Annotated in this window: 23 protein-coding genes; 14 read left to right on the forward strand and 9 right to left on the reverse strand. The window is 29.0% G+C overall.

Going from position 1 to position 16,300, the window contains the following annotated elements:
- Nucleotides 1-50: 50 nt before the first annotated feature.
- Genes KKI44_RS18020 through KKI44_RS18040 form a run of 5 tightly spaced genes read right to left on the reverse strand, consistent with a single transcriptional unit; the run spans nt 51 to nt 6,089 of the window.
- Nucleotides 51-1,481, reverse strand: a complete 1,431-nt coding sequence (locus tag KKI44_RS18020; RefSeq protein ID WP_214588582.1) for a hypothetical protein — start codon at nt 1,479-1,481, stop codon at nt 51-53.
- Between the two features lie 5 nt (nt 1,482-1,486).
- Entirely contained in the window at nt 1,487-2,434 is a 948-nt protein-coding gene (locus KKI44_RS18025) for a DUF2971 domain-containing protein (RefSeq protein WP_214588583.1), read from the reverse strand.
- Between the two features lie 11 nt (nt 2,435-2,445).
- A complete protein-coding gene (locus tag KKI44_RS18030) occupies nt 2,446-3,165 on the reverse strand; it encodes a hypothetical protein (protein ID WP_159746113.1) in 720 nt (239 codons plus the stop codon).
- Nucleotides 3,166-3,168: 3 nt separating this feature from the next.
- Entirely contained in the window at nt 3,169-4,728 is a 1,560-nt protein-coding gene (locus tag KKI44_RS18035; protein ID WP_214588584.1) for an argonaute/piwi family protein, read from the reverse strand.
- Nucleotides 4,728-6,089, reverse strand: coding sequence for a DUF4365 domain-containing protein (locus KKI44_RS18040; protein WP_214588585.1), 1,362 nt, complete (start codon nt 6,087-6,089; stop codon nt 4,728-4,730). Before KKI44_RS18040 ends, KKI44_RS18035 begins: the two co-directional genes overlap by 1 nt.
- A 246-nt stretch (nt 6,090-6,335) precedes the next feature.
- On the opposite strand from KKI44_RS18040, the gene KKI44_RS18045 reads away from it, so the two are divergent.
- The gene (locus KKI44_RS18045) at nt 6,336-6,683 is read left to right on the forward strand and encodes a hypothetical protein (RefSeq protein ID WP_214588586.1); all 348 of its coding nucleotides are present in this window, start codon (nt 6,336-6,338) and stop codon (nt 6,681-6,683) included.
- A gap of 310 nt (nt 6,684-6,993) precedes the next feature.
- Here the strand turns inward: KKI44_RS18045 and KKI44_RS18050 are convergent, their stop codons facing one another.
- On the reverse strand, nt 6,994-7,224 hold the full coding sequence (locus KKI44_RS18050; RefSeq protein ID WP_214588587.1) for a helix-turn-helix domain-containing protein: 231 nt from the start codon (nt 7,222-7,224) through the stop codon (nt 6,994-6,996).
- Nucleotides 7,225-7,323: 99 nt separating this feature from the next.
- On the opposite strand from KKI44_RS18050, the gene KKI44_RS18055 reads away from it, so the two are divergent.
- From KKI44_RS18055 to KKI44_RS18075, 5 genes are read left to right on the forward strand one after another with little or no spacing between them, the layout of a single operon-like run.
- Nucleotides 7,324-7,743 carry a hypothetical protein gene (locus tag KKI44_RS18055; protein ID WP_214588588.1) on the forward strand — a complete coding sequence of 140 codons (420 nt, stop codon included), beginning with the start codon at nt 7,324-7,326 and terminating at the stop codon, nt 7,741-7,743.
- A 46-nt stretch (nt 7,744-7,789) separates the two neighbouring features.
- On the forward strand, nt 7,790-8,194 hold the full coding sequence (locus KKI44_RS18060) for a hypothetical protein (protein WP_214588589.1): 405 nt from the start codon (nt 7,790-7,792) through the stop codon (nt 8,192-8,194).
- Between the two features lie 7 nt (nt 8,195-8,201).
- On the forward strand, nt 8,202-8,840 hold the full coding sequence (locus tag KKI44_RS18065; RefSeq protein WP_214588590.1) for a hypothetical protein: 639 nt from the start codon (nt 8,202-8,204) through the stop codon (nt 8,838-8,840).
- A 40-nt stretch (nt 8,841-8,880) separates the two neighbouring features.
- Nucleotides 8,881-9,249 (forward strand): hypothetical protein, encoded by a 369-nt coding sequence (locus tag KKI44_RS18070; protein ID WP_214588591.1) that lies wholly within the window; start codon nt 8,881-8,883, stop codon nt 9,247-9,249.
- A gap of 11 nt (nt 9,250-9,260) precedes the next feature.
- Nucleotides 9,261-9,710, forward strand: coding sequence for a RadC family protein (locus tag KKI44_RS18075; protein ID WP_214588592.1), 450 nt, complete (start codon nt 9,261-9,263; stop codon nt 9,708-9,710).
- Between the two features lie 352 nt (nt 9,711-10,062).
- Here KKI44_RS18075 and KKI44_RS22810 read toward each other — a convergent pair whose 3' ends face one another.
- Together KKI44_RS22810 and KKI44_RS18080 are read right to left on the reverse strand one after the other, a co-directional pair.
- On the reverse strand, nt 10,063-10,194 hold the full coding sequence (locus tag KKI44_RS22810; protein WP_262899423.1) for a hypothetical protein: 132 nt from the start codon (nt 10,192-10,194) through the stop codon (nt 10,063-10,065).
- 3 nt (nt 10,195-10,197) lie between these two features.
- Complete coding sequence (locus KKI44_RS18080) at nt 10,198-11,169, reverse strand: helix-turn-helix domain-containing protein (protein ID WP_214588593.1); 972 nt, start codon at nt 11,167-11,169, stop codon at nt 10,198-10,200.
- 478 nt (nt 11,170-11,647) lie between these two features.
- On the opposite strand from KKI44_RS18080, the gene KKI44_RS18085 reads away from it, so the two are divergent.
- From KKI44_RS18085 to KKI44_RS18110, 8 genes are all read left to right on the forward strand, one after another.
- Nucleotides 11,648-13,165: a hypothetical protein gene (locus KKI44_RS18085; protein ID WP_214588594.1), complete on the forward strand. Its 1,518-nt coding sequence runs from the start codon at nt 11,648-11,650 to the stop codon at nt 13,163-13,165.
- A gap of 295 nt (nt 13,166-13,460) precedes the next feature.
- A complete protein-coding gene (locus KKI44_RS18090) occupies nt 13,461-13,916 on the forward strand; it encodes a transposase (protein WP_250902093.1) in 456 nt (151 codons plus the stop codon).
- Nucleotides 13,917-13,945: 29 nt separating this feature from the next.
- Nucleotides 13,946-14,161 carry a hypothetical protein gene (locus KKI44_RS18095; protein WP_214588595.1) on the forward strand — a complete coding sequence of 72 codons (216 nt, stop codon included), beginning with the start codon at nt 13,946-13,948 and terminating at the stop codon, nt 14,159-14,161.
- Entirely contained in the window at nt 14,142-14,468 is a 327-nt protein-coding gene (locus tag KKI44_RS18100; RefSeq protein ID WP_214588596.1) for a helix-turn-helix domain-containing protein, read from the forward strand. Before KKI44_RS18095 ends, KKI44_RS18100 begins: the two co-directional genes overlap by 20 nt.
- Nucleotides 14,469-14,576: 108 nt before the next feature.
- Entirely contained in the window at nt 14,577-14,726 is a 150-nt protein-coding gene (locus KKI44_RS22740; RefSeq protein ID WP_250902094.1) for a hypothetical protein, read from the forward strand.
- Between the two features lie 19 nt (nt 14,727-14,745).
- Complete coding sequence (locus tag KKI44_RS22745; RefSeq protein ID WP_250902095.1) at nt 14,746-14,967, forward strand: hypothetical protein; 222 nt, start codon at nt 14,746-14,748, stop codon at nt 14,965-14,967.
- Nucleotides 14,968-15,174: 207 nt separating this feature from the next.
- Entirely contained in the window at nt 15,175-15,354 is a 180-nt protein-coding gene (locus KKI44_RS22750) for a transposase (RefSeq protein ID WP_250902096.1), read from the forward strand.
- A 64-nt stretch (nt 15,355-15,418) separates the two neighbouring features.
- Nucleotides 15,419-15,721, forward strand: coding sequence for a hypothetical protein (locus KKI44_RS18110; RefSeq protein WP_214588597.1), 303 nt, complete (start codon nt 15,419-15,421; stop codon nt 15,719-15,721).
- A 399-nt stretch (nt 15,722-16,120) separates the two neighbouring features.
- Here the strand turns inward: KKI44_RS18110 and KKI44_RS22755 are convergent, their stop codons facing one another.
- A complete protein-coding gene (locus tag KKI44_RS22755) occupies nt 16,121-16,294 on the reverse strand; it encodes a hypothetical protein (protein WP_250902097.1) in 174 nt (57 codons plus the stop codon).
- Between the last annotated feature and the right edge of the window lie 6 nt (nt 16,295-16,300).

A 16,300-nucleotide genomic window follows, 5' to 3' on the forward strand; every position in this document is an offset into this window, starting at 1 on the left:
TTAGTTTAAAAATTATTCCACTACTTTTTATTATAGTAGTGCATAAGTATTTAATCGTTCTGGTTATTTATATTAAGTTCATAGTAAAATTGAAAGTATCTTTTATCTTGGACTAATCTATATTGAAATTTTTCAAAATCCCAAATTCTACCATTCCAATGATTATTTTCATCAATTTCTGATTCATCAAAATATCCTTTATCATTACTATCAGTTCCTAAATAATCAACTATAATTTTAACCATCTCTTTAATTTCCTTGTAAAAAACACCCAAACAATTTGTCGGTAACTCTTTACCAAACATAAAACTGATTGAATTTTTATCTTCATCAGAATTGAAAAGATATATTCTATTAAAATATCCAAAATAGTTGAAAGTAGAAAAATGGACTTGGTTTAAATCATCAGGATTATTTTTATCTGAAATATCGTAGAATTTTCCTGACTTTGCTATTTGTTCAAATTTGTTCCAACTTGCAATAAAATCAACCTTTTCAAGATTTTCCTTATAAAAATTGATAAACTCATCTGCTTTTAAAACATGAGTGAAAATATTTTTTTCTTTAAAAATTGCCTTTGCTTTTTGATAGTTCTTTTTGTCATTTGTAATATAAAAATCACAAGTACTTGCAAATGCAGTGTGGAAAGAATCTTGGGTAGTGTTTTTAAATGTTTTCTTTTTTGTTTCTGTGACTTTAACTTCATCAGAATGGAAACCATGCATATCTAAACTAATATATGCAGAGATTATATCATCAAACCATATTGGAGCATTTTTACCCTTCTCATAATAGTCTTTTTTTAACGGACTCTCTTCAATACCTAATTTTTTGTAAGCCTCATTCAAAACATCAAAAGGATTGTTATTAGGATTGGTTAATTTTCCTTGATTAACATTTAAATGTTTAAAAGGAGTTTTTAAGTCTTTATATCCTTCTTTTTCATTGAGGTTTTCTAACATTTTGCCCATTGCATTAAAAAGTCCTTCAAATGTAGGATTGTCTTTTAAACCCGGGAACATAGAATCCATTATTTCAGTACTTTGAGGATTTTCAAATGCTTCTTTAAAGATGTTATCTAAAGGAAAAGATTGCATCATAGTCTTTAATGGTGCAACCATTTCTGCATTTTCCCCATTGTCCTCCAAAACGCTAAAAATATTATTAAAAGAAAAATCTTCAGTTAAATTTTTACTTTCAATTTCATTCTCAAATATATGAAAAGGCTCATTTTGTTGTAGAACTATATCTTTTCCATTATTGAAAACACACATACAGTCTGTTATTTCAGCAAGAAATTCTAAATCTGATTGAATGTTTGGATTTTCCTTTTCATCTGAATAACTTGAGGCTATATCAGAAATATGAGATGTGGAATAAACAATTACAAACTTTTCAGATTGTCTAATTATTTTTTCAAATTCTTGAAATCGTCCATTTTTAATTCCATTTAGAACATTCCAATCAATGTAGAGTTTCATATAAATTATATATCTAATTCTATATTATTATTTTCTACCTTATATTGAAAATATCTTAAAGGAATCTTTTCAAATGTGGTTGTAACAAAAACCTTTATTTTAGGATTTACAGCTTCACTATCAAAATAAAAATTATATATCCCCGTAATGTTAGGAAGCTGTAAAATGTTTTTGAGTACTTTGAAAATTTCTTTTTTTAAATAAGCATATTCATTGGGTATTTCAATATCTTTTACAGTAACTCTTTTAGGTGTGATTTTGAAATTTTGAAATTGATCTTTTATGGAAACTTTTGTTAATTTATAAGTATTTTCCATTTTACTCATTTTGAAATATTTTATCGCCCTACCTTTCAACATCTTCATTGTCTTATGAATGTTTTCATCAGTTGTTCTTAAACCAAATATTATGGATGTTATAGAATTAAAATTAATATTAATTAAACCATTCATTTCAAATACTAATCTAAATTCATTTTCGACTTCCCAAGGCTTTGATTTTGTTCCAATTAAAGGTGTGATGTTAAACTCTTTTTTTAAAGATGATAGTAATAAATTACTTTTTGCAGGTTTGTTTCTATAGTCAATATCTACTTCATAAACCAAAGGTATATTTGCATTAAAATTAAAATCAGAAATTAGGGTAGTTAAGTTATATTCTATTACAAATCCCTTATGTGAATCTGCATATAATGCCCATAAAGTTTCATTATCATAATTTTTAGAAAGTGAGTATATGCCTGATTTATATAATTGTTCTAAAACACTATTATAGCTTTTTTCAGCTTCATTACTAAATGGTTTAAAGATTTCAATTATGCTTTTATCTTCACTATCATTAAAAATACCTTCAAAAGGATCATTTAAATTATCATATGTCGGCGCATAAATTTGACCTTTAGACAATGTTTTTAAATCTCTTTTAAAATTACTTCGATATTTATATAATCTCATACTATAAGTTGTTACTTATTTATTAGATATTCGAGGAAGTTTATTGTATTTTGAAGTTTCTCTTTAAGGGAGGGGATATCCTCCCATTTATTATGTCTTTTAAAATTCTCTTCTATGTGCGAACTAACATTTCTAAATGATTCTTCATTAACATTTTGTCCTAATCTGAAAGCGAATTCTTCTGATTTTCCAGCTTTAAAAGGTACAGAATAATCGATGCATTTATTCCTTACATTATCGTCAAGTTTAACTTTATCAAATACGGATTTATCTAAAAACATTCCCGCCCATTGCTGAGATTCTGCTTTATCATGTGCATTAATTAGCCCTTTACCATAAAAAGTATTAATATGATATCCACCTTCTTTACCAGAATAGTTCATATCAAACAATTCATCATATATTAAAACACCTCTTACGGGAAAATGAAAACCATTCATTCTCCAATTACATTCATAAGTTGCATTTAAAATTGAATCAAATTCTTCTTGGGAATCACTTTCTGTCCAAAGTATTATCGTGTCTGAATAATTAGCAAAAGAAACTTTCTTATTGGTTAAATCGTTTACAAAAACTCCATTTGGGAGTTGTTTATATTTTCCTGTTTCATTAAGTGCACTATCAATTTGTGTATACATTTGCGTAATAACTCTATGATGTAATTCAGAATCATTATTAGTTAAGAAATTTCTATATCCTAATAAATCAAAATAAGTAATAAATCTCTTCATAATCTACATGTAAAAAAAATATTTGTTTGGTGGATTTTCAATGTCTTTGGGGAAGTACTGTATGATTTCACCAACTTTTTTCGAGAATTGAATAGTAATTGGTAATCCATCACAATAGCTACAATTATTGAAATTCATCTTTGTTAATGCTAAAATCTCTTTGCAAATATCCACAATAGGTGTTTCCCCAATGTTTTCGATAGAAAGAGGCATGGGCACATAAGCACCTGGATAGGTATCATAATATGGAATAAATCCATTGGTATATAAGTAAGCTTTTTCATTACTAACTTTTAAAAGCGTACCCCGCAATACAGGATAGTCACTATTTCTTAAAAGTCTTAATTGTGAACTTTTGATAGTAACCAAATCATATTCAACATTATCTCCAAGTACTTCTTTTATTCCATCTATAATACCATCGAGTTCATTATAGTCAGAATTAATGTAAGCATCCCAAAAATCTGAGGTTTTATGTATTACAACTCTCTTTGGCGTATGCTTATTTATGAGTTTATATTGATTTAGAACGTTTATGATTAGTTCTTTTGCATAATCATATTTAAGGTGTGGAGTGCTAACTCTTGTTTTTTCACTTCTCCATTCAAATTGTTTACCAGTAAAAACTAATCCCTTACCATCCTTATTAAATGCTTGAGCAATACTTGACCTCAAATGATTGTTTCCATTTTCATTAATCTTGTGAAAACTTATACCTAAATAGCAAGTGTCTGCATCTATATCCTTTATTGTCCATGGTGTACAATTTGCAGTTTTATAGTATTGAGCTACACAATAGTTCCATGCAATCATTGATAAGTCTTGTAAACTTTTTTTAGTTCCATCAATTGTCTCTTCTAATATTATCTGAATAGGTATATTTTTATCTGTAGCTAATATATCAGCTTTTACTTTTCTTCGTAGATTATGGAAGACATTCCCTAATGTAAACGCTCCAATTTTCTTGAAAACATCTTTACCAATTAATACTATAATTATATCAGGTCTTCCTGTAGAATTTTCTATTAGTTCCAGGTAGCATTTAGTATATAATTCAGAAATATCGATGAGTTTTTGAATCTGCTTTTTATCAGAGTCTAAAATTTCTGTAATATTTTTTGAATTAATAACATAGTCATCACCATCATTTAGAAACTCACATTGAAAACATGAATCAGAATTAAAGCCAGGAAAATCAGGATTTGCTTTCTTGTTTATAATATCACCACTGTCTAAATCTTCAATATAATTTCCTTCAAAATCCTCTTCTCCGAAAAAGGATTCAATTTCTAAGGTTTCATCATCGCTATCATCAGTATTAACCTTCAAAGAGCTTAACTTATAATTAATAGTAGATTCTATCGGCTTACTAAATTTTTCAATCCAATTTTTATAATCACTAATTTGTTTTTTAGTTCCAATTACAGAATATTGTATTTGCGATTTATGTGATTTATTACTTATAGAATAAAATCCCATAGCTTCAATACCTTTTTTGGGGTCTTCACATAAAAAATCTTCTGCAAATTCAATTAGTGGTTCTTTTAAGTATTGTATTTCCATCAGTCAAATAATGATAATTGTTGCGTTTCTTCATCAAAAACCTTTTTAGGGTTCAGTTCTCTAATTCCAAAATTTACATCAAAAAATTTCCTTTTAAATCCGATTTCTTCAAAACCATCAGTGGATTTCCAATAATTACCACCTAAATAATTTGTGAGTGAAGTAATGTGGTTATTATAATGTGCATTTCTCTCCGAAACTTTAATTTGATTATTGAGTCTTGTAATTCTTTTTGGATTGTCCAGTGGTATTTTACCATCCTGCGAATAATGATATTTAGGTTCTATTATTAACACTAAAAAATTATCAAACCATTCATACTTTATTTGAAAACCGATATGTTTGAAAAAGAAGGTATCAAAGTAATAGTATTTGCTTACAACACTTCTTTGATAAAGCTTACCTTTAGTTGAATATGAAATTTGCTCATAAACTTCTGTTGATTTATTCTCAGACTTAACTTTGGTTTTTAAAGGGTTTTTATTTATTAGCGAGAAATAAAATCTGTTGTGCTCTTGATAATAGCTAATCCTCTTTTTGTAAAAAAAGTTTTTAAGATGGGAGTTAATAATTTCTATAATGATATTTCTATGATCTTTCTTTGATTGAATAAATTTTAAAGGAAGATTAGTTTCAATTGCCTTTCTATTTTTAAGAATTTTATCGAGAATAGTTGGTGATATTATTTTTAAATCTGTGAAAGTGTAAAGAAAATTTGATTTGATAGTAAATTTAGGAAAATCAATTCCTTCGTCATTTAAAATCTCATAAATAGCTTTATTGTTTTTGAACTTGCAGTCATATTTATAAATAAACTTTGGGAAGTCTATTGTGAAGATATTTGTAAATATTTTTTCTTTTACTCCAAATTGAATTCTATCAACAAAATTCTGATTAATAGTTTCATTGAAATTTGATTGTTTTTCAATTAATAGATTTGTTTTCTTATCAAAGATAATTTTAACATTAGTCTTACTTGATGCTAAAGTCTTATCTATTGTTTTAGCAAATAACTTATCTTCTTTTTCAATATATACAACCAAAATTACAGGCAGTAAGTGCTTATTCCAATATTCAATGTCATTAGAGTTTGCTATAAATTTAAAAGAATCTGGCTTGTCTTCTGTTATGTAGCTTCCACCATTAACTGTTGATTTCAACTGAATCTTTAAAATTTGTCCTGTTGCTTCAATTTTATTATCATTATTAATTGAGCTTAATTCTACTTCACCATCAATACCAAAATCATTTTTTGATTCTTCTCTAAAAATTAAATACGGAGAATGATTGACACAAAAGGAAGCAAATTTGACAACTCCCTTTTCCCCTGTTATATGCTGAGGGCTGATTATTTTAGCCATTAGTTATGTTTATTGCTAATTTACAGAATTTTCGATAAAAAAAATTTTTTAAAAAAATTATTCATTCACAAACTCCCTTGCTAAACAGCCCCCACCTATCTTCAGGAAAAGAAGATTCCCCGCACCTTTATAAGAAAACAAAAAATTTACAGGAACAATTATAAATTCAAGTTGAAAGCTGGGTTTATTTGTGCTGTTTAATTTCAAATTCTTGAGGTGTTATTTCTAACTCAAAAATTAAAAACAATGGTAAGAATTATCAATTACAAAAGAAGAGTAGCAGAGAACAAAGAATTCTTTGTACTTGAAGTTTCAGGAGGTATTGAAATGGTATTAAGCAAAACTACAGGAATGTATTATGCCACTTCCAAGAAAGCCACCATTACATCAACATTTGATGAAGAAACCTGTAAATCTTTAATTGGCTCAGAATTTCCTGGTTCAATTGTAAAAGAAGAATGTGAGCCTTATGAGTACACTATTCAAGATACGGGAGAAATCATTACACTATCTCACAGATATGTTTACAGAGCAGAAGAACTTACTACTTCTAAAGTATATTCAGCTCCAGGTAACTTATCAATGGTTGATTAAATTTCCTAAAATATCCAAATTTTACTGTAGAATCATATATAGGTTCAGGTAAAATTTGGACATTTTTATTTATTAGCTGCACAAAATTTCCTTTTATATAATATAGTGTAAGGAAAAAATGTGCATTAAGATTTTACTGTACCTGGAAAGATGATATTCAACTCCAGGTTGATGCGGAATATCTTAAATTTTATTCAGCCTTACTTGAGGGTACCTGAAGAGTAAAGATGCATGGTTACTTTAAAAACAACAAAATACACGATTTCCCTTATCCAGGTTTGAATGAAGGATATGTATAAATAGCTAAAACTTATTCGGATAGAGTTTTAAACTTTAGAATCTCAAAGGTTTCAATTTCTAACTTCTGAGCAATAATGTGCAAAGTATATGCAGTAGGATTGGTATTCCCAGCTTCTAACCTGGACATATTAGACTTTTCAAAGTTACATAAAGCCGCTAATTCAACTTGAGAAATATTTTTCTTTTCTCTAAGTTGTTTTATACGCTTACCTATTGCAACTTGATACTCTTTTTTATCCACGTTTTAGATTAATAGCCAAAAGTGGAGATAAAATACAATCTTGTGGTTATCGCAAATGATAACTTTACTATATTTGAAAAAATTTAAAAAACTAATTAAATGAAGAAAATACTTATTACAATTGGTACTGTTATTCTAATATTAATAGCTATAAATATTATTACCAAAATAATTGAAAGTGAAGTTAAAGATGAATATTATGATGTCATGATGACTGTAGAACAGACAAAATTAGATTTACCTCTAAAAACAGGAGAAGGAATGACTTTAAATAATGTAGAGTTAGCAGGAAAAAAAGTAAAGTATTTTTACAAAACTGATTATGACATTAATAATATATCTAAAAATGAAATTGAGAACTATGAGAATCAATGGAAACAAAATGTTATTAATATGGCGAAGCATAATCCTAAGAATAAGTCATTTGTTCATGAAAATATTACATTTCAATACTTCCTTGTTGATAAAAATGATAAACCGCTTTTGGATTTTGAGATTTTACCAAATGACTATCAGTAACTAATTGATTAATTAGCCTTAAACATCAATAATAATTATTATTAGTATGAAAAAAATTATTAAATCACTTCTTGTTGCAAGTGTAATAACTTTTTGTTTTACATTTATTTTTAGCAGAGTTGATTACTTCTACCAGGATAGGAAAACATCAAAAAGCTCATGGGAATTAAGTAAGGATGAGGACGAGAATCTTTTGAAACTTGATAAGAAAGAATGGATTCTTAGAGAGAAGAAAAAGGATTTAAAGCTTGGTACTGTTATGGAAAATGGTGATGATGGATATTCAGAAAATTATGATTTCCGAAAGGAGCAAGCTGAAAATAATATTAAAGATTATGATACTCGACGTGTTTATCAATATTTACCTTTACTCTTAATATTAGTAATCTCTTTCTCATCAAGTTACTTGTATTTTGATAAAAAATCAAAAACTCTATCAGATAATATCTAATTAAGATATGGAAGAAAAAATACCTAATTCTCTCGAACATCTAAAAGAACTTAACGACAATCCTTTTACATTACAAAAGGTTGCATTTTGGCTGTATGAATACAACGATTTATACAAAGAAGTTAAAAATTATTCCGAGAATCTTTGTGAGCAATGTCAGCAATGGAAAGCTAATGGTTTGCCTTATGACTGTTTACAAGAAGTCGATTATTGTACTAAGAGATATAGGTATTTTACGAACTTTTACGAAGAAGTTGAATATGGTGTAAAAATACAGGAGTTAGATTCTATCTGTAAAATTGCACTTGAAGAATACAATACTTTTAGTAATAATGATGTACTTCTAAAAAATTGGTTGATAAAGTACTTTGATATTGGCTACAACAAACTGGCTATTTTCTATTATGACCATTTGGATTATTCAGTTGATGAAGATGAGGTAATTCATCCACATTTTGGAAACTCGCCAATAGGAGAATTCGGAGTTTGTATTGACAGAAAATATTATGAAAACCTTATTGATTTTGATGAAGCATTTAAAATGCTTTTTTATGAGAGAAAAGTTTATCCAGAAAAACTAAAAGAAATAGAAGAGGAAATGCAGAAGATAATTATACCTATGATTCCTATTCCTAAAATTGATTAATAGCCACCTAAGAGGTGGTTTTTTTTATACCCTTACATTAATGAAAAAAGATATTTATGATTACTTAATTTTTAAACTTGACAGTGAGTATGCAGATTATGAATTTGACCTTATTTCAATTCCACCTTATGAATTTATTGAGAATGATTTGGCATTAGAACCTTATGAATATTTCGGCGAGGTCAATAAGATTTTAGAGCAAAGAACAAAGCATATTCTGTTATATTTTAATGCAGATATGTTGATGAGAGTTGAATTTCTATATCCAGGTAACATCGCAGGTTTTTTAAAACAGAAATTAGAAGAGATACAGGATATCGAATTACCTGAATATATGATGTTGATTTTAAGGAAAGATACGAAATTCACTGTTTTGATGTATCAGAATAAACTATTACAAAACAATTAAACTAAAGAAAAATGAATAATACTATATCAGAAGTTTCTGAAATCCAGGTTTCTTATAAACCTAACAAAATGGTAAGTTCAAAGATTACTACAAGCTTTGATGCTGTTCAAATTATAAGAAAGTTTTGGAATGAAGAAACAATACAAATGCAGGAAGAAGTAAAAGTAATTTTGCTTAATAATTCAAGCCATGTTTTAGGAATTTATAATTTATCCAAAGGAGGAATGACAAGTAGCTTAGTGGATGTCAGAATTATTTTGTCTGTAGCACTGAAATGTATGGCTACTGGAATTATAATGGTTCATAACCATCCAAGTGGAAATTTAAAACCAAGTTCAGCAGATTTGAACATTGTAAAGAAATTAAACGAGAGCTGTAAGCTTATGGATATTACTTTGTTTGATAGTATCATAATTACAAAGGAAGACTATATGAGTTTTGCTGATGATGGATTATTATAGTATTGCAAAAATTGCAGATTTTGCAAGTTTACATTAGTACCGAGAGAGTAATTATTTTCGCTGCAACATTACTGCAACAATTAGATTTAATCATTGAAGAACAATAATAATAAATGAAAAAGGTTAAGAGTTTTATTTATTATTAAATTACTGAAAAATAGATGAATACAAATAAATGTAAAAGATTGAAAAATATATATAATCGTCTCATAATCAGGTGGTCCCTGGTTCGAGCCCAGGTGGGACCACCCAACTGACAAGTCGCCAAATTGGCGACTTTTTTTGTTCGTAACTGTTTGATAAACAAAAATATATCGGATCAAGCTCAAAAGTTGGGGGCTATGCAAAAAGTTTAGTCAACCTGAATAGAAAGACAGTTCTGTCTTTTACTCCCCGGAGCTGTATTCTGGCTTCCTAAATGCAGAAAAGTCTGAGCTATTGCCACCACTAATAAGATGATAGAGAGGTTCAGAAAGATAGTCAAATTTTAGTTTTCGCTCTCTTTAACAATCTTATCGATATACTGCGAAGGTGTAATTCCTTCAATATTTTTAAATACACGGTTAAACGTAGACTGGCTGCCAAATCCTGCTTCTGAATAGATATACATAATTGTAATCTTTTTTAAATCCGCTTCTGCAATAAGTTTTTTTGCAAAGTCAATCCTATGGTAATTCAGATAATGGTTAAAATTGGTAAAACCTTTATGCCTAATAGCCTTGGAGAGATATCCGTTATTAATCTTCATTTTAGAAGACAAGTCGGTAAGATTGAAATCAGGATCTTTAAAATGACCATTTAAATTTATAGTCTGCTCAATTTTTGCAAACAACTCTTCATAACGTTCAATTGATTTTTGATCGAATATGTCAGAAACGATAATAGCTTCTTTAACTTTAGCAATCTCTGCCATAGAACGCAACGTTCTGATTTTATCTTTGTAATACAGTGCCAATGTAATGGTGAGCATATTAAATACAATAACAATAAGATCCGTAATATCTGTAAATGATTGTCTTTTATAATGTACTATCTCTATAAGGGAAGCATGCACAATAACAAAAAGTATTACAATAATAGAAAATGCATAAATAGTATATGCTATTATTTCTCTACGTCCAAAAAATACAAATGCTCCTAAAGGAATAATAATAATATATAGAAAATTTACCATAGTTACTTCCCAGTATCTTAAAATAAGATAAGAAACATATAAAGGATAAAGTATAAAAAAGTTATGGACAGTTTTTTCAATGGAAAACCTTGTTCTAATGATATTCCAAGTATAGATTAAAAAAAGAAATCCTATAGAGATATAATATGCTAAGAATTTGTCTTTTATAAAAAATGTATATATTAAAGAAAATATTAAAAAGATAAATGATAAAAAAAGAATATATTTTGAAATAAGTTCTTTCTTTATCTGATTTATTTTCGCATTAATTTCTCTCTCTTTCATTAGAACAGGATTGGTACAATTTATTGATTTGTTATTTTTTTAAAAAATAAATTAAAACGTAGCTAAATTAATAAATAAAAATACAATTAATAATTTAATTTATACAATTTCAATTATTTTAACTAAAAAATTGAAATATATATCAAATATCACATAGAATTTTCAGAAATTAATGAAGATAATTTCTAAAGACTGTAAATTATAAATAAATAATTACTGTTCCTTAAATAATCTACTTGTCAGTTTCTTATATTTAATAATGTTTTTTTCATTGTTATGGTAGCCAATATCCGAATTTAAGTATTTTAAAGAATTGGCTTACAGTAGATTGGAGTGTATTAGCTAATATCGTATTATGATTGCATATTTTGTATTTTGATTTGTTCATTCCAATACCTTTGCACAGTTAACAAATACTTAACCCATTAAAATACAATTTAGAAATTCTTTAATAAAAAAATCTTTAAACAAACGAGTTATGAAAAAAATACTTATTTACTGCTCTCTAATTGCTAGTTCCGTAATGTTTTCGCAGGTAGGAATTAACACAAATAATCCAGAAGCCACATTGGATTTAAGAGGCAAAAATCATTTAGGAGCGGTAACCGCCAAAGACGGTTTACTTGTTCCCAGAGTAAATTCACTGGTTGCTAATGGAACAGTAAATGGACAATTAGTCTATCTTATAGCAGATACTTCATCTCCTACTTATGCACAAGGATTTTATTATTGGGATGGTTCCTCATGGGTAAACCTTTCCTCTGGCACAGGAGTTTTTCTAAGCGATACAACTCCTGATGTTTGGGTAGACAATTCCGGTGGAACAGCCGTTTTATCTACAAAACCTGTAGTTATTGGCACAGCTACCTCTGCAAATGCTTCTTCAATTTTGGATATGTCTTCAGTTGCCAATAAAGGAATGCTTACACCTCAAGTTGCATTAACTTCTAATACAGATGTGGTTACTATACCTTCGCCGAAAACAGGTCTTTTAGTTTACAATACCGGAACTAATGCAGGACTCTCTACTAAAGGATATTTGTACTGGAATGGTACAGAGTGGAGAAGTATAGATAACTCAACATTGATTTCACCATCTGTCGCTAGCGTAAATTGCTTAGGTGCTATATTAACCCCAAAAGCATATACAGCAGGGACACCATTTAATGGATTGCTTACAATTCCATACGCAGGAGGAAACGGAGGATCTTATTCTAACGGAACTCCACAGACTGTGAACGGACTAACATTTACTTTGCAGGGAGGTCAGTTACAGGCAGGAACAGGAAATTTAGTCTTCAATGTAAGCGGAACACCTACCGTTTCATCTCCTACAGAAACTTCAATTTCTATCAATAGTTCTTCCGTACCTTTTTTAACAGCATCACAAAGCTGTACAATAACAGTAGGAAACAGCTCTCAGGCAACCATTACAGAATCTGCCGTAATGGGACCATTGGTTAAAATGGATGACCCTAGAACAGGTTATGGCATTATGGCGACTACACCGGATGGTAAATATTCCATAAGAGTCTGGGATATCTATAATGGTATCCCGGGGAATGTAAGTGTACAAATAAGACCCAATACAGCATTATCTAGCTTAACATGGAATCATGATGCAAAATATTATAACAATAGTGGGTCGGGAGCTATATTAGTTTATGCTAAAAATGTTGCCACATTTCCAACAGATGCATTAGGAAAATGGTGTGGTACCACTAATTCAGGAATGAATGATTTTACACTACAGGGTAGTCTTGTAACAGATTTTGTTAATCCTTGGGGAGATTTTGGTATTGCGGATGGCTCCAATATAGAACACAGAAGATATACGTGGACCAACACAGATCCAAATGATAGAACTATGTATCAGGCTGAAATTATGTTAGGTTTGTTCAACAATACATCTAACATGAATACAACTACGTGTACTAATGGTGTTTGTGGTTTTACAAAAGCATATATAAAAATTACACAGACTTCTGGTAACTAAAAATTCCAATAGATTCTAATTTCGCAAATGATTAAATTTATTTTAGCGGGTTGAATTCAACCCGCTAATTTTATTTTAAAATGACAGTATTCTAATCGTTTTCTGAATTTGAGAGTAATAAATAATTGGAAAACAGGTTGTTAAAAATTATGTTTTATTATCAGATTGTAACTACAGAAAGGTCTGTTTTGATTGGTCATTGCTTATATATTTGCTTTAGAACAAAAAGCTAGTGAGTGGTTAAAATTCAGAATAATAAGTTGTTTTATAAGAATGAGATTTAAATGTTTTATAAATGAATATTGATTTTAAAGATATACATATCGGCTCTTTAGTTAAGATAAGGGTTGATGAAAAAAATATCGAAATAATGCGTATCTGCAAATTCTTCCAATGCACAGAAAAGGAAGTGAATGAAATGTACAAAGCGAAAAGTATTGATTGTGAAATTTTACTCAAATGGTGTAAAATTTTAGATTATGATTTCTTTCGTGTATATACGCAGCACCTCATATTATTTTCACCACAGGAAAGACTTAACAAAAATAAAAACAGAAAAAAGGAAAGTCTTGTTCCCCAATTTAGAAAAAATATTTACACCAAAGAACTAATAGGTTTTATATTGGAGCTGTTGGAAAATAATGAGAAAACCCAAAAGCAGATAATTGAAGACTACAGAATTCCTAAGACTACCCTGCATAAATGGATCAGTAAGTACAATATTGCCGGTAAAATAGAAGAAAGAAATTAATCTTTCCTTTGCAACAAACAGTTAAGGTCATGAAAAATAATGATTACAAACATCTTTTAGGGAAGGACAAAATACAGCTGATCAAGGATTTCGGACAGGAATTTAACTATTATCCCGCCAATGTCTGGACCTATATTATTAAAACCGGATGGTTGGGATCAAAATACGTACTGATTATATTTTTTAAGGACAATATAGTTTCTAAAATTAAGTTAAAAACATTTTATGGAAAAATTAAAACCTGATTACAAGAAAATCTATCTGGATCTGATAGAAAAAAAATTTCCCGAAAAGAAAAAGGATTACGATTATTTCTTTAAAAAAGAATTCGTATCTGCCTTAGATATTATTCATCTCAATCAAAAAATCTTTAAATCTAGCAACTCACTTGATGAGAACGGAAATCAACTTCACAAGTCATATGATGAAGAAACAATTTTTCAAATTCTAAGTTATCAGAAAAAAAATAAACTGAATAATTCTCAGCTTGCAAATCATTTCAACCTAAGCAGAAATACGATTACCAAATGGAAAAAAATTTTTCTTATGTAAAATATTAACTCCTTGAAGTTTTTTAACGTAAAACTAAGAGCATGTTTAAATTTTAATGAAAAATTTTTTTAAAAGGCTTTCCGAGGTTGGATATTTGAAAAAAATAAAATGTACCCAACCGATTTAACAGAAAGCCAATGGCAATATAAAGAAAACGACGAATCTGAAAGAGTGAAAAAGAAAATATTCTCTTATGGTGATTTGGAATGCGTTATTATATGTCATAAAAACAGTTTGCCAATGGCGTATGATGCCTAATGATTTTCTCAAATGGTAGTTGGTTTACTACTATTACAATAAATGGTCTGATGCTGAAGATTTTGATTTATTGCTAGCTCAAATACGAGGAAAAATACGTTTAAACAAAGGTCAAAACAGAGCCCCAAGCTTAGGGATCATGGACAGCCAAAGTGCAAAATGGGGAAATAACCGTTCATTAAACGGATTTGACGGGAACAAAATAGTAAAAGGAAATCGAAGATTCGACGAAGTCAATTAAACGGTATATAGTGGTAGACAGAAACGGATTTCTATTAGCAATAATGGTAAATGTAGCCAATGTTTATGACGGTAAAACGGTGGAATTATTAATGAGAAGCCTGTCTTACTTTTTTAAGTCCTGTAAAAGTTATTCTCGCTGATGACGGTTACAGAGGAGAGTTTATAGAGGCTGTAAAGAAAAATTTGGGTATCTTATAAGGTTATCATGCGTTCAGACGAGAGAAAGCCAGGCTTTAAGCCTGTTCATAAAAGATATATTGTAGAGCGCACATTTGCATGGTTTGATAATAACAGAAGATTGTCTAGAAATTATGAGTTCTTAATGGAAACATTAGAAAACATGGTCAAATTATCGGCTATAAAACTTTTATTGAAAAAAAATTAAACAGGCTCTAAAGAAAGCAAAGAAAAAATATATTGTTTCTGTAAAAAAAAAATAATATAAATTGATGAGTTTTTTTGATAAAATTTTAAATATTATCATGTTATTCCAGAATGACGAACACATATTGAATGTTCATATAGGTGAGAAAAAATATCTTGTTCAAGATGTTCTTAATAATTATGAAGATCTAATTGGTAAAACTAAGTCAGAAGCAGTGAAGTTCTTCAGGGATTATAACTTATTAAAAAAACATACTAATGAATGGATTTATGAAGTACAAAATAATCAAAAGGGACTTTTTATAATTATACTTCGTTTTTATCAAGATGAATTGATAAAAGTTAGCTATTCATATTTTGAATATTAAAATCAGTGAGGACTGAAAAAAGAAGATAAATTTCAGAATATGCAAGGAAGTTGTTTAAGCTTTTAACTTTTTGATTAGTCTTAAGGAAAATGCCAAAAAGTACAGATTCTTCTAGATAATATCTAGTGTTTCAAATCTTATCAGCAAAGTCTTGAAGCCGTCTAGCCAAGCATTTGCTTAGATCTGCTTTCGTACAATTTTTCATCAAAATAATGATTATTATCTACTGTTTTTCCGTTGCGGGGATTGGTTTTGATATTACCAATTATTTCCTCCACTTTTAATTTTTGACTTAAATTTTCACAGTCAAATCCCAAATCTGCATTCAAAAAAAGACCTTTATGAGAGATTTCCGCTTAGGAAAAAATTTCAATGATCTCGCCCATAATGTTTTCTATTTCATATCGTGATGATTGCCATTTCTAGGAGATCTCCCACCGAAAGCATTTGACCATGATTGTCGCAAAGAAAAATCATATCGCAGGTTTTCGCAGACTTCCTGCTTTGATACCCTGTTGATTCTCCGCCCATTCTGCAATGGGTTTGGTCTCCGTCGGGTTGAACGCACGACATATCAAC

The organism is Chryseobacterium sp. ZHDP1 (genome assembly GCF_018603435.1).
Lineage (GTDB): Bacteria > Bacteroidota > Bacteroidia > Flavobacteriales > Weeksellaceae > Chryseobacterium > Chryseobacterium indicum.

Coding starts and splice junctions, on each gene's coding strand:
- KKI44_RS18020 (WP_214588582.1), bottom strand. CDS start 1,481: ATGAAACTCTACATTGATTGGAATGTTCTAAATGGAATTAAAAATGGA.
- KKI44_RS18025 (WP_214588583.1), bottom strand. CDS start 2,434: ATGAGATTATATAAATATCGAAGTAATTTTAAAAGAGATTTAAAAACA.
- KKI44_RS18030 (WP_159746113.1), bottom strand. CDS start 3,165: ATGAAGAGATTTATTACTTATTTTGATTTATTAGGATATAGAAATTTC.
- KKI44_RS18035 (WP_214588584.1), bottom strand. CDS start 4,728: ATGGAAATACAATACTTAAAAGAACCACTAATTGAATTTGCAGAAGAT.
- KKI44_RS18040 (WP_214588585.1), bottom strand. CDS start 6,089: ATGGCTAAAATAATCAGCCCTCAGCATATAACAGGGGAAAAGGGAGTT.
- KKI44_RS18045 (WP_214588586.1), top strand. CDS start 6,336: ATGGTAAGAATTATCAATTACAAAAGAAGAGTAGCAGAGAACAAAGAA.
- KKI44_RS18055 (WP_214588588.1), top strand. CDS start 7,324: ATGAAGAAAATACTTATTACAATTGGTACTGTTATTCTAATATTAATA.
- KKI44_RS18060 (WP_214588589.1), top strand. CDS start 7,790: ATGAAAAAAATTATTAAATCACTTCTTGTTGCAAGTGTAATAACTTTT.
- KKI44_RS18065 (WP_214588590.1), top strand. CDS start 8,202: ATGGAAGAAAAAATACCTAATTCTCTCGAACATCTAAAAGAACTTAAC.
- KKI44_RS18070 (WP_214588591.1), top strand. CDS start 8,881: ATGAAAAAAGATATTTATGATTACTTAATTTTTAAACTTGACAGTGAG.
- KKI44_RS18075 (WP_214588592.1), top strand. CDS start 9,261: ATGAATAATACTATATCAGAAGTTTCTGAAATCCAGGTTTCTTATAAA.
- KKI44_RS18080 (WP_214588593.1), bottom strand. CDS start 11,169: ATGAAAGAGAGAGAAATTAATGCGAAAATAAATCAGATAAAGAAAGAA.
- KKI44_RS18085 (WP_214588594.1), top strand. CDS start 11,648: ATGAAAAAAATACTTATTTACTGCTCTCTAATTGCTAGTTCCGTAATG.
- KKI44_RS18090 (WP_250902093.1), top strand. CDS start 13,461: ATGAATATTGATTTTAAAGATATACATATCGGCTCTTTAGTTAAGATA.
- KKI44_RS18095 (WP_214588595.1), top strand. CDS start 13,946: ATGAAAAATAATGATTACAAACATCTTTTAGGGAAGGACAAAATACAG.
- KKI44_RS18100 (WP_214588596.1), top strand. CDS start 14,142: ATGGAAAAATTAAAACCTGATTACAAGAAAATCTATCTGGATCTGATA.
- KKI44_RS22740 (WP_250902094.1), top strand. CDS start 14,577: ATGTACCCAACCGATTTAACAGAAAGCCAATGGCAATATAAAGAAAAC.
- KKI44_RS22750 (WP_250902096.1), top strand. CDS start 15,175: ATGCGTTCAGACGAGAGAAAGCCAGGCTTTAAGCCTGTTCATAAAAGA.
- KKI44_RS18110 (WP_214588597.1), top strand. CDS start 15,419: ATGAGTTTTTTTGATAAAATTTTAAATATTATCATGTTATTCCAGAAT.
- KKI44_RS22755 (WP_250902097.1), bottom strand. CDS start 16,294: ATGTCGTGCGTTCAACCCGACGGAGACCAAACCCATTGCAGAATGGGC.